The organism is Niabella beijingensis, assembly GCF_020034665.1.
Classification (GTDB): domain Bacteria; phylum Bacteroidota; class Bacteroidia; order Chitinophagales; family Chitinophagaceae; genus Niabella; species Niabella beijingensis.
In genome coordinates this window covers 1,400,975-1,414,216 of the sequence record NZ_JAIQDI010000002.1, presented here as the reverse complement: position 1 = coordinate 1,414,216, position 13,242 = coordinate 1,400,975, and the positions used below count along the sequence as shown (strand labels likewise).

The 13,242-nt window shown below is 41.6% G+C and carries 9 protein-coding genes; 6 read left to right on the top strand and 3 right to left on the bottom strand.

The features are described from left to right. Positions 1–114: 114 nt before the first annotated feature. Positions 115–1,413, bottom strand: a complete 1,299-nt coding sequence (locus K7B07_RS21925) for a hypothetical protein (protein WP_223712681.1) — start codon at positions 1,411–1,413, stop codon at positions 115–117. A 161-nt stretch (positions 1,414–1,574) separates the two neighbouring features. On the opposite strand from K7B07_RS21925, the gene K7B07_RS21920 reads away from it, so the two are divergent. The 4 genes from K7B07_RS21920 (at position 1,575) to K7B07_RS21905 (ending at position 7,304) form a co-directional block, all read left to right on the top strand. Continuing rightward, positions 1,575–3,521, top strand: a complete 1,947-nt coding sequence (locus K7B07_RS21920; RefSeq protein ID WP_223712680.1) for a tetratricopeptide repeat-containing sensor histidine kinase — start codon at positions 1,575–1,577, stop codon at positions 3,519–3,521. A 35-nt stretch (positions 3,522–3,556) separates the two neighbouring features. After that, on the top strand, positions 3,557–4,171 hold the full coding sequence (locus K7B07_RS21915) for a response regulator (RefSeq protein WP_067754964.1): 615 nt from the start codon (positions 3,557–3,559) through the stop codon (positions 4,169–4,171). A gap of 179 nt (positions 4,172–4,350) precedes the next feature. Further along, positions 4,351–5,556: an IS256 family transposase gene (locus K7B07_RS21910; protein WP_223712679.1), complete on the top strand. Its 1,206-nt coding sequence runs from the start codon at positions 4,351–4,353 to the stop codon at positions 5,554–5,556. A gap of 500 nt (positions 5,557–6,056) precedes the next feature. After that, positions 6,057–7,304 carry a cation:proton antiporter gene (locus tag K7B07_RS21905; protein WP_223712678.1) on the top strand — a complete coding sequence of 416 codons (1,248 nt, stop codon included), beginning with the start codon at positions 6,057–6,059 and terminating at the stop codon, positions 7,302–7,304. Between the two features lie 4 nt (positions 7,305–7,308). Here K7B07_RS21905 and K7B07_RS21900 read toward each other — a convergent pair whose 3' ends face one another. Together K7B07_RS21900 and K7B07_RS21895 are read right to left on the bottom strand one after the other, a co-directional pair. Next, positions 7,309–8,640 carry a TIGR00341 family protein gene (locus K7B07_RS21900; protein ID WP_067754970.1) on the bottom strand — a complete coding sequence of 444 codons (1,332 nt, stop codon included), beginning with the start codon at positions 8,638–8,640 and terminating at the stop codon, positions 7,309–7,311. Positions 8,641–8,745: 105 nt separating this feature from the next. Beyond that, positions 8,746–9,576, bottom strand: coding sequence for a universal stress protein (locus K7B07_RS21895; RefSeq protein WP_223712677.1), 831 nt, complete (start codon positions 9,574–9,576; stop codon positions 8,746–8,748). Positions 9,577–9,802: 226 nt separating this feature from the next. Here K7B07_RS21895 and K7B07_RS21890 point away from each other — a divergent pair, with 226 nt between their 5' ends. After that, complete coding sequence (locus tag K7B07_RS21890; RefSeq protein ID WP_223712676.1) at positions 9,803–11,131, top strand: mechanosensitive ion channel family protein; 1,329 nt, start codon at positions 9,803–9,805, stop codon at positions 11,129–11,131. Positions 11,132–11,314: 183 nt separating this feature from the next. Next, positions 11,315–13,165 carry a chloride channel protein gene (locus K7B07_RS21885; RefSeq protein ID WP_223712675.1) on the top strand — a complete coding sequence of 617 codons (1,851 nt, stop codon included), beginning with the start codon at positions 11,315–11,317 and terminating at the stop codon, positions 13,163–13,165. Positions 13,166–13,242 lie beyond the last annotated feature (77 nt).

The window sequence follows — 13,242 nt, the reverse complement described above, 5'->3', positions numbered from 1 at the left end:
TATTGATTGTACAATCATTAAAAAAGATGATTTTTATTTGGAAATTACCACGAAGGCACGGAGATGCCAAGTTTCTCCATTCTTGTCCCCAAACCTTCGTGGCAATAGAAAAATCTATTTCACAACTATGCCAAACGCACCGGACCGGTCGCCGGTTGACAAAATAGTTTCCACACCATTTTTAAAATATTTGGCTTTCTCCCCCGAAGGAAAGCCGTATTCGGTTACTGCAACATATACATCGCTGCCAGATACAAAGATGGATTTAGCTTCTGCAGAATAAGATGCGGTAGCGGTAAAGCTGGTTTCCACGCCATTTTTCCAATACTTGGCGGCCCCTTTTTCATAACCCGCTACATATACATCGCCGCCGGATACAAAGATGGAATTTGCACGAGAAGAGTAAGTCCCTAAATCAATGCTAGCGCCGTTTTTCCAGTATTTGGCAATTTCAATAGTACCGTTAAACTGGTACCCGGCAACATATACATCATCGCCGCCAGATACAAAGATGGAATTAGCACGGGAATATTTTCCACCACTTGTAACATTAGGAAGAACCACTTTAGCGCCGTTTTTCCAATAACAGGCTACATCCACTGAGCCGCTATTTTCATATCCTGCCACATACACATCACTGCCCGATACAAAGATGGAACTGGCCGTAGCTGTTCTGATACCATCAGTAAGTCCTATTGCTGTGCCATTTTTCCAGTATGTGGCTACATAATTTGAACCATTGTCAATAAAACCTGCAACATATACATCGCTACCGGATATAACGACCGAATTGGCCCTGGAATTTGAATTAGATAAAACCGTAGCCACGCCATTTTTCCAAATTTTAGCATTATCTATCCCTCCGGTAAAATCCCAGCCTACCACATATACGTCTCCTGCATCTGAAACGGCAATACTGGAAGCATAAGATTTAAGAGAACTGCTTGCCAAAAATGAACCTGTGCCATCCGCCCATAGGCTTGCATGGTCGTCTCCTGTGCTGCGGTCATAACCACACGCATATACTTTTGGTACGGGAGCATCCGTGGTAAAACTAATATCGTTGCCATAGGCCGTTCCTGCGCTGCTTGTAGCGTAAGCCCTCACATGATAAGCGGTATTAGGCTGCAAGCCGGTTATGGAAGAAGTGAAAAAACCAATGCCTGCCCCATCGCTGGTTTTGGAGGTCAGATCAATGGTGGGGTTGGCAGTGGTACCCCATACAACACCACGGGCAGTTACAGCAGCAGAGCCCTGGTTGCTGATTTCGCCGCCCGCCATTGCTTCACTACTTGTTGTGACGCTAACGGGAATGGTGGTTACGGTTGGTAATACAATGTCCGCTTCTTTATCCTTCTTACAGGAAAAAAATATTACGGCCGTTGACAATGCGACTGAAAGAATGGTTTTCATCAGTTTTTTTTAAGAAACAAAATTGCCATGCTATTATTAGTCGCACAATCGTTAAAAAAGATGAATTTTGGAATGGCACTCAAAAAATCATCAAAAAAGATGAGAAAACATGATAACTTCAAATGTAAATTGCAACCATTATGTTGCCAAGTTGCTCAAAAATGACAAAAAGGCTATTCGTGCAATCTATCTGTTTGGCTGCTATGACTGTTTCGGCTATTTCACAGACGGGAAATAAAAAAGACAGTTTGCTGAAAGGGCTGGTTACTGCCAAAGAGGATACAGCTAAAATCAGGCTATTACTAAACATTGAAAAATTATACTCCAGTAAAAATTACGACAGCTTTTATTATTACTTAGACCAGGCAAATACACTAGCCAAAAAGTTGAAGACTGAGAAATTTGATTTTTTTATTAATGCGGGCTTTTCTGAATACTTCTATTACCAAAACGATTACAAAAACGCTGTTAAACATGCATTGCACAGTAGAGATGTTGCCGAAAAAGAAAATGACTTGAAGTTATTAGCCAAAAGCTATAACAATCTTGCGGCAGTGTACAATCACTTTGGTAATAAAAAAGAGGCGATTAATTGTATATTAAAAAGCCTTGATCTTTCTGAAAGAACAAAGGATAGCATTAGTTTTCCCGTCCGACATCTTACGGCCTCCGCTACTTACTATAATTTAGAACAATTCGATAAAGCAATTATACACGCCCGGAAGGCCGTTGAATATGGAAAACACTTTGCCAATTCTTTCGCAATTGCTATGGGGCTAAATAACTTGGCCGCCAGCTACTCCCAACTAAATATTCTTGACAGTGCCATTAGTATTGGCAAAAAGCAACTGGACTTTGCAAAAAAGGAAGCAGATGCAGATAATATCAATAATGCTCTAATCAATCTTTGTTACGATAATTTTAAAAACGGGAATATCAGGGAAGTTGCCTTCTATTCGAATGAATTAAAAAAAATAAGTGTAACACAGCAAGATAAAAAAAACACACCGGAATTAAACGTCTCTTACGCTCTAAATTTTATGGCACAAGAAAATTATATTAATGCCAAAATCCAGTTAGACAGTGCAATACAAATAGCCAATAAAGACGGAAATGCAGATGCATTACGAAATGCTTATCAAACCTATTCCATTTTCTATTACCTACAGGGGAAAATAAAGGCGGGAGAAACCTATACCTTCAAATATGATTCTTTAGTAAGAGCAACAAATTTGAAAGAGCTTAATTTTTATACTGAAGAACTTGAAACAAAATATGACGTCGAAAAAAAAGTATCCCAAATAAAACTTCAGCAAGTTGAATTAAAACAAAAAAGCATCCTCAATTATTTGCTCGCTGGTGCGGCTTTCTGCGCGATTCTTATTGGCTTACTGGGGTACAAGAGCTATAAGAATAAACAAAAACTACAACAGGCAAAAATAAACGAATTAGAAACCGAAAAACAACTTACCGCCACAGAAGCTGTACTCAAAGGCGAAGAGCAGGAACGTACAAGATTGGCTAAAGATCTGCACGATGGTTTAGGAGGTATGCTCAGCGGCATTAAATATTCATTTCAGAATATGAAAGAAAATCTCATTCTCACGCCCGATAATGCGCGAGCATTTGAACGGAGTATTGACATGTTGGACAGCTCCATAAAAGAAATGCGCCGTGTGGCACACAATATGATGCCGGAAACGCTCGTAAAATACGGGCTGGACACAGCGTTAAAAGAATTCTGCAATGAAATTGACCGCAGTGGTATTATTTGTGCAAGCTATCAATCGCTAGGAATGGACAATGCCCTCTTTGAGCAAACCGTTGCCGTTACGATTTACCGTGTTGTACAGGAGCTGGTGAACAATGTAGTCAAGCATGCGGCGGCCAAAAATGTACTTGTTCAGGCGCAACTTACAGAACAAGGTAAATTGTTAACAATTACTGTGGAAGATGATGGCAAAGGTTTTGACACTGATGAATTGACTCAAGCCAAAGGAATTGGCTGGAATAACATCCAAAACCGGGTAGAATTTCTCAACGGAAATTTGGATATAAGATCGACAGTTAATAATGGCACTTCCGTTTTAATTGAAATCAGTATTTAAGATGCTCTGTTGATACCTATTCAATAATCAGCTTCATGAAAACAAAAATTTTTATAGTTGACGACCACTACATGGTAATAGAAGGTATCCGCTCGCTGCTTCAAAAAGAAAAGAATATTGAGTGGATAGGACATGCCATGAATGCGGCATCCTGCCTGGCTTTTCTGAAGCAACAGCAGCCCGACATAATACTGATGGACGTGAGCCTGCCCGATATGAGCGGCATAGAGTTGTGCAAGGAAGTTAAGCAAAATTATCCATTCGTTTTTGTACTGGGATTAAGCACTTTTAACCAACAGTCCATTATCCGTAATATGACCGACAATGGCGCATCGGGATACATATTGAAAAATGCAACCCAAAAAGAGCTACTGGAAGCCATCTTCGCCGTAAGACAGGGCAAAACGTACTTGAGTTTTGAAGCAGCAACTACACTTAAAAAAAATGAGGATAAAACTCCTATTATCACCCGCAGGGAAAAAGAAGTGCTGCAGTTAGTCGCCGAAGGACTCACCAATGCTGAAATTGCAGAAAGGCTATTTATCAGCGTACCCACTGTAAACACCCATCGCAAAAGTTTAATAGAAAAATTTGATGCGGCTAATACAGCTGCGTTGATTAATAAAGCAGGTAAAACTGGTATTTTATAAGGGTAAAAAGGTAGTGTTTAGTTCTTTGTGTAAATAAATATTAAGTAACTGTATAGGAGAGTTAACCACCGGGCAGGGGAAGCGAAGTGAGGCGGAGCGTAGCGGAGCCGAACGAAGCGAACCTGCCCGGGTTGCGGCCGGCGCTTTGGCCCGGATTTTTTAACTTTAAATACAGTTTTATGGAACAGGACAACAAATTACCCAAAGATTTCTTCAAGCAATTTACAAGCAAAGAAGATTTTCAATCATTTTTTAGCGAGCTCTACAAACAGGGCGTAGAGCAGATGTTACAAGCCGAACTTGATAACCATCTCGGTTATGAGAAGCATGCCAAAGATGGCAACAATACCGGCAATAGCCGTAACGGCACCTACCCCAAAAAGGTAAAAACCCAGTCCCTGGGCGACATGGTGCTCAATATTCCCAGGGATCGCAACAGCGAGTTTGAGCCGCAGTTGATACCCAAAGGTCAGCGCATGAGCGATAAGCTTGAAGAGTCCATTATCGGCATGTATAGCCGGGGAATGACAACGTCCGATATTGTTGAACAGGTCAAGCAGGTATACGGTGTAGATGTTAGTGAAGGCACCATTTCTAATGTCACTAATCGTATTATAGAGCACATCAAAGAATGGCAGCAGCGGCCACTGGAAGTGGTGTATTATACGGTCTGGATGGACGGCATTGTGCTGAAAGTAAAGCAGAATGGCAAGTATATTAACAAATGCATTTACCTGGTTATTGGTTTGAAAAACGATGGGTTAAAAGAAGTGTTGGGCATGTGGATGGCTGAAACAGAATCAGCCTCTTTCTGGATGAGCGTACTGACCGATTTAAAAGCCCGGGGCGTGGAAGATATCCTGATCGCCTGCACCGATAATCTCAAAGGTTTTACAGATGCCATCAAAGGGGTATTCCCTGATACGGTAACCCAGCTCTGTGTGGTGCACCAGATCCGCAACTCCTGCAAGTATGTGGTGTGGAAAGACAGAAAGCCCTTCTGCGCTGATTTAAAGGAGGTTTATGGGGCTGTAAATCGGGATGCGGCAGAAGCTGCTTTGGAAAAATTATCCGAAAAATGGGGGCATAAGTACCGCCACGCCATTGAGTCCTGGCGCAACAACTGGGACTGTCTTACCAGCTATTTTGATTTTCCGCTGGAAATCCGAAAAATCATTTATACCACCAATACCATCGAAAACCTGAACCGGGGCATCCGAAAATACACGAAAACCAAGGTTCAGTTCCCCGATGACCAGGCGGCCTTAAAGGCGGTTTACATGGCCATTACCAATATCGAAAAAAAATGGAGTATGCCCATCCAAAATTGGGGGTTCATACTCCATCAGTTCTTAACTATCTTTGACAACAGATGCCGCCTCTAAATGCAGTTGCTTAATCCGTTTACACAATTTATTTTACGCTCTCGGTAAAAACCAAGAACCTATGCATATCAGCACTCGGGGAAAAGTGGCTAATCTCGTTGTACCAATCGTTTTTTTATCTGTTATTATCTCTTAAACTATAAAGGCGGCGCTTGTCATTTTCTATTTTATCGATTTCTGCATTGAACGACATAAGGTCTTCAATTCTGTTGTACGGTTTTTCAACATAAAGTAGGCGGTGAATTTCTTGATTCTGGTAGTTGTTTATTTGTCAAACCGTTAACTACCGCACTCCTGTTGGATCACGGAGCTATATTGAGGCGCTATTATAAATTTAAAAATGAAAGTCAATAATATTTTGCAAAAAGATTTATATACAGAGAGTGAGAGTTTTGACTAATATTGTCTAACGTTTTATTGTTTAAATAACTATAAAGAATAGGCAATTTTTATTGATAGTCAATAATTTAAAAAATTAAATTTTAGATAATATAATTTCTATGCAACTGTTTATTCTCTTTTCGGTGCTCATTACGATGGCGGCATTCTTTTCTTATATAAATGTCCGGTTGTTTAAATTTCCATCTGGTATCAGTCTGATGCTGATGGGGGTGCTGGCATCACTCGGCTTGATTGTATCAGGTTATTTTTCTTCGGGGTTCAAAGCAATGATCCAGCAAAAACTGGAGCTGATCAATTTTTCCGAGTTCCTGCTCGGTATCTTGTTGAGTTTTTTGCTTTTTGCAGGCTCCATGCATGTGAAAGTACCCGAACTGCGTAAGGAGGCTAAAAGCATTCTTACATTTGCGACAATAGGAACGCTTATCTCCACTTTTTGTGTTGGAGCTATCATGTATGAGTTGGCGCAATTATTTGCTGCACCCGTCCCATTCATCTATTGTCTGCTGTTCGGAGCGCTGATCTCTCCCACAGACCCAATTGCGGTTATGAGTATTCTCAAAAAGGCGCGCATCCCACAGAAAGTGGAAATCAACATTGTTGGAGAATCTCTTTTTAATGACGGTATTGGTGTAGTCATTTTTGCTACGCTGCTGGGCATAGCAGCGTGGGGCCCGGAACAGTTCGGTGTAATGGAAATTATTAAATTGTTTGGAAGAGAAGCGCTGGGCGGCCTGGTAGCGGGTGCACTTATCGGCTTTACCGGATACCGCATGATGAAAGCAATCGACCATTTTCAAACCGAGATCCTCATTTCCCTGGCAATGGTTATGGGAGGATACAGCCTCTGTCATTACCTGCATGTATCCGGTCCCTTGGCTATGGTGGTTGCTGGTATCATGACGGGTAACAGGGGCGCGGCCAAAGCTATGAGTGACATAACACGGGACTATATGGGGAAATTTTGGGAGGTTGTAGATGAGGTGTTGAATGCTGTTCTTTTTATGCTAATCGGGCTGGAAATTGTTATGGTTTCTTTTAACCGGGAAATGATCTTTGCTGGCTTGGTTATTGCCCCGCTGGTCGTAGTATCCCGCTTCTTTTCCTTGTATTTCCCTTCTTTAATATTTGGGTTTAAAAGAAAATTGGGAATTAAAACGATCTATGTAATGACCTGGGGTGGTTTAAGGGGTGGTATTTCTATTGCATTGGCATTATCCCTGCCACCCAGTACCTACAAGGAAATTATCGTTTCTATTACTTTTATAGTCGTGTTATTTTCTATACTCGTTCAGGGGCTTTCTGTTGGAAAGCTGATCAGCAAATTAAAATTCTCTGGGGAAAAATAACGACTCATTGCACAATCAATCTTACTGAATCTGTCTGGAGGCGTTCTTTCAGCCATTGTTGCATTTTAAGGCGATCGTCACGGGTGGGGGCCTTTGAAAAGTTGGCCACAAATAAAGTAATGGTATCGGTAGCCAGGGTATCTGTTCGGTAAATAATTGATCGGGACCCGGTATAATACATTAATCCAGGGTATAAAGCTTTCAGCTCGGCCCTGAGATCGGGTAGTTCCCGGGAAGCAGCCGCCGTCTCCTGTAGGGATGAGTTCCGTGCCGAATCTTCTTTAAAAACGTCCTCCAGGATGCTTGCTTTTATCTGGCTAAAGTCAATCTGTTGTTTCGCATCCAATCCCTGCCGTACAACCAGTTTGGCATCATTTAGCCGATACTGATTTAACTTTTGTGAGATAGTATCAATAGTAAGTTGAGGCAGTGTTTGTCCAATAAGCAGCAAGTCAATCTCACTGCTGTCAGATCGGTAACGAAAGGTCTTATTGACAACTTGTGTGTTTTTAAACCGGAACTGGTTGTTTACAAACGCTTGGGCATTGGACTCAAATATGCTTTTGTCCACTATTTTGTACGCCAGGTAGATGCTTGGGATTACTGCTGCAGTCACAATAAGCAGGATATAGCGGGACACTTTTTTACCATAGGTTTGATTTTCGAATTGCACTTTCCTGAAATTCAGAAACCGTACAATCAGGTAAGTGCTGAGGCAAATGAATACACTGTTAATGAAATACAGGTAAATCGCGCCCAGAAAATAATAGAAGTTTCCCGAAGCCAGCCCGAAACCTGCAGTACAAAGCGGTGGCATCAATGCCGTAGCGATGGCAACCCCCGGAATTACATTACTTTTCTCTTTCCTGGTGCTGGCTACAATGCCCGCCAGTCCTCCAAAAAAAGCAATAAAAACATCCCATATAGAAGGTGTAGTACGGGCCAGTAGCTCGCTTTGCGCATCATGCAGTGGAGTGATCCAAAAATATAATGCGGAAGTGGCAATACTGATCAACGTGGCTGTCAACAGATTCCGGCTCCCTTTTTTTACAAGATCAATATCGATGACCGCAATGCCCAGGCCTATACCCATAATGGGTCCCATAAGCGGAGAGATCAGCATGGCGCCGATGATTACGGCAGTCGAATTGACATTTAAACCAATTGAAGCGATAAATATAGCAAAGATCAGTGTCCACAAGTTAGGCCCCCTGAACTCAACGCCTTTTTTAATGGACTGGACAACATCCGCTTCATTTGCCTTTTCGAGATGCAGATTAAATAACCGTGCAATTGTTAGTCGAATTCCTCTGAAAAACTTGTTTTGATTACCCATAGCTTAACAAAATAATGATCATCATCTTCTGCTTAAAAATAGGCAACTTTTTTGTTTTAGCGAAGCCTGGATGGGAACTAAAAATCTAAGAAATAGATTTAACGACTATTTTATATCAGATAGATTTGCTGATTCAAAAGGATGCGTTATTGATAAGACTGCCATTGCTGCTTCCTTTAAGATGTATTCCGTATAGTTTTCACCGAATATGTTGTACCACTGTTTTTCAGAAGTAGCGTTAATTACAATCATATCAGCTTGCCTTTCTTTTGCAGCTAAAATAACTCCGGGAGCAATATTTTTTTTCGAGTCAGCATCAAAATCTGAAATTGAAAATTGTATTTGTTGGTTCTGAGCCAGCTCAATAACTTCATTAACCTTATATGAATCCGGTTGCCCAAGGCAAACAATGTGTAGCTCCGAGTTATCTTTTTGGATAAAAGGCTGGGAATGAACGAGTTTTTCTTTAACGCCTTCAACGTCACGAACGGGAAATAAGATTTTGTAAAAATCTGCCTTTTTAAAACTGAGCGGAATGGAAAGCACCGGGCATTCAATTTTCATAATAATTTCATAGGCCATGGATTCTTTGAAATATCGCTTAACACCATTCAGTACGCCGATAATTAAAAGATCTGTTTTGTTTTCAATGCAGTACTTATATATAAATGCAGCCACGTCACCAACACGTGCAAAAACCTTTGATTCGATGTCAAATTCATTTAGGATCCGATCTCGGTACATTTTTAACCGGTCGTAAGCAGCCTGAACAAATTCGGCCTTTTTATTTCTTGATTCTGCCGGAGATACCGCATGTATAATATCCAATTCAGCATTATGTTTTTTTGCTATCTCTGCGGCCTGATACACTGCATTATCTGATTCCTCACTAAAATTTGTTGCAATCGCAATTTTACGGATATGATATTTTATCATTGATTAATTTTAAGCGCTTCAACCGAGCATTACAGGTTTCAAAAATACCATTTTTGAACTAAGATCGCCTCCTATATTACCGATATATCGAATTAGATTGTCTTTTCAGTTTCCCGATTACATATCAGTTGCAAACCTGTGTTTTTATGAAAAAAGCATTTGAGTTTGAATTTTCTCACTCAAAGTTTGTTTGCCCGCTACAAAATGGGTACGTTTGCTTGTTAATATGACTTTTTTAAGCAGTATTAACATCGATGGCAGTACCCTTGTTCCTGACAGTAGTGATGTATATCAATGGACGTATGATATCTGGCAAAAATTAAATATTTCAGATAAAGCGGCCCATATTTTTACCAGTATCAGCTTGCTATTCGCCACTTTATTGATCGTGCTGATTGCAGACTACATCGTTCGCAAGATAGCTAAGGAATTATTACATAAAGTTATTGCACGTACCCGCTGGACCTGGGACGACAGGCTGATGGAGAACAAAGCACTTGATGCGGCCAGCAGGCTGATCCTTGTCATTTTAACCCGGCAATTGCTGCCCTATGTTTTTATAGGGTTTCCCCGGTTCACAGCCGGCCTGGAAAAGCTTCTTGAGATCTTGATCATTATTTGTACGTATCAACTGGTAAGCAGTATCTTAAAAACGATAAGAGACCTGATGGCCGGAACGAAGGCCTTTGCAGACAAGCCGCTGGACAGCTACCTGCAGGTTGTACAAATTTTTTTAATATTTATGTCCGGCACTTTGATCGTATCTTCTCTCACAGGCAGCTCCCCCTGGTCTTTTTTGGTATCTCTGGGTGCTGCTTCGGCTATCCTGATGCTGGTGTTCAAGGACACAATTTTGGGTTTTGTTGCCAGCATCCAGGTTTCGGCAAACGATTCCATTAGAGTCGGAGACTGGATCGAGATGCCTAAATATGGGGTAGATGGGGACGTGATGCAAATCAACCTGAATAATGTGAGGGTGCGCAATTTTGATAAAACAGTCGTTACTATTCCTACTTACACGCTGTTGAGCGACGCCTTTAAAAACTATCGCGGCATGGAGGAAAGTGGGGGAAGAAGGATAAAAAGGGCCATCAATATTAAAATTTCTTCCATTCGCTACCTGGCCTCTGAAGAGATTGAAGCGCTCAAAAAGATCCAGCTCTTAAAAGAATATATTGATAAACGGGAAACAGAAATCCGGGCATATAACCAAAAATACCAGGTTGACAGCACCGTTCCAGTTAATGGCCGCAGAATGACTAATGTGGGCCTTTTCCGGTCTTATATCCTTTCTTATGCAAAGCATAACCCGGAAATACATAAGAACATGACCTTAATGGTACGACAATTAGCACCTACTGAACATGGGCTTCCTTTGGAGTTGTACATGTTTACCAATGGAACAAACTGGGGCTACTTCGAAGATACAATGGCTGACCTTTTCGATCATTTGCTTGCGGCAATTAAATATTTCCATCTTGAAGTATTCGAATCTCCGGCTTCTGACGATCTCCGTCAGTTGCACATGATCCGGAAAGTATCGGAGGTAAGGTAGCAGGCAGACTACTTCTTCCGGATATCATGCAAAGTAATCCAGTCTGAGGTATAACCATGCCTTTCGCCTAACTTTGCCCCATTTCATCGCAAGTATTCTGGTGTTCTAAAAGACAGGATAACGACAAAAGTTGCTGTTTGTCATTATTTAAGGAGCGCTACCCATACTTTAACAGTAAACTTTGTGGAATTTCATAATAAAAAGAAGTACATCAGTTTCCTAAAATTCAAAAGAGATTTTCAAAAGTATAGCCTGGAGAAAGTGCGCAGTTATGAGCTGGTACTATTTTGGTTAAAAAACCGCCTGAACCGTAACCAGTTTTTGATTCTCTCCGGTATCCTTGTGGGATGTACGGCTGGCCTTGCCGGGGTGCTATTAAAAGCCGTCGTTCACTATATACACCAGTTAATTATAACCAAAGTGCATTTTGAGTACCAGGTACTTTTTTATATTGTTTTCCCGTTTTTAGGCATTGTGCTGACAACCATAACAGTGCTTACCGTGTTCAAAGGCCAGGACCGCAAAGGGATCGGCGCCGTTTTATATGAAATTGCCCAGAATTCGAGCATTATTTCCAGGGTAAAAATGTACTCTCAAATGGTGCAAAGTGCTATAACCGTAGGGCTGGGTGGTTCCGCCGGCCTTGAAAGTCCTATGGCTGTGACCGGTGCCGCCATTGGCTCTAACTACGCGCAAACCTATAAGCTGGGATACAAAGAACGGACTTTATTGCTGGCAGCTGGTGCTACTGCGGGCATTGCCGCTGCCTTTAACGCACCGATAGCAGGTATCATGTTCGCCTTTGAAATACTGTTGACCGGCGTAGTTTTTTCAGATTTTATTCCCCTGGTAGTTGCAGCCATCTGCGGCAGTTTGCTTTCAAGAGTATTGCTTGAGGATGACGTGCTCTTCCGCTTCTATGCCCGGCAGTCCTTTAATTACCATAACATCCTCTACTATTTAATATTGGGACTGGTAGCAGGATTTTATGCGCGGTATTTTGTGATCATTTCACAATATATCGAGCATTTCATCAAAAAGCTAAGGCTCTCCCGGCTCCGGGTTGCCATGTTGGGTGGTGCAGCGCTATCTCTATTATGCCTGCTGCTACCGCCATTGTTTGGGGAAGGATACACTATAGTGAAAGCTTTTGCAGATGGAAATGCGCAAGGCGTTTTACATAACAGCTTTTTCAGGTATTTTGAAACCGGTAACTGGACACTCATTATTTTTTTAGTATTGATCTGTCTTTTAAAAGCATTTGCCACATCTATTACCATACATAGTGGCGGTAATGGCGGTAATTTTGCGCCCTCTTTGTTTGCAGGTGGCACTCTGGGTTTTTTATTTGCCGTTATCTGTACACAATTGGGCTTTGAGGAGGTACCTGTTTCTAACCTGGTGCTGGCAGGCATGGCCGGTGTAATGAGTGGCGCCCTTTATGCACCACTTACCGCAATTTTCCTTATCGCCGAATCAAGCCTGGGATATGATTTGTTCATTCCGCTGATGATTGTGTCCGTTATTTCTTACCTGATTGCACGATGGTTTTCAGTGTTGCCCCCTGACTTCAAAGCATTGGCAACGCAGGGAAAGATCTTTACCCATGAGCATGACAAAAACCTGTTGTCGCTGCTTCATACGGCAGATCTGATTGACAAACAATCCCAGATAATAAGCCCACACAACACAATTACCGATTTGCAGGAGGCTATAAAAAATGGGAATAAGAATATTTTTGCTGTCCTGGATGATGTGGGTCATTTGACGGGCGTCCTGACCCTGGATGATATCCGGCCCATCCTGTTTAACAAAGACCTGGAAGGTATTCATTCGGTACAACAATTAATGAAGGCACCAGTAGCCATTATTCATCCCTGGCAACTATTACCGGAAATTATTAAAATTTTTGATGACACGAATGCCTGGCAGTTGCCGGTGACGGATGAAAACAACCGGTTTATTGGATTTATTTCCAAATCGGTCATCCTTTCCAGCTATCGGCAGTTATTAAAGGAATATTCGGTTGGATAGATTTTTATTTTTAACAAGTAGCTAAATTGCTACCGCGGTACCTCCGGATATCGAATGGCCGGGGATCGGACCAAGCC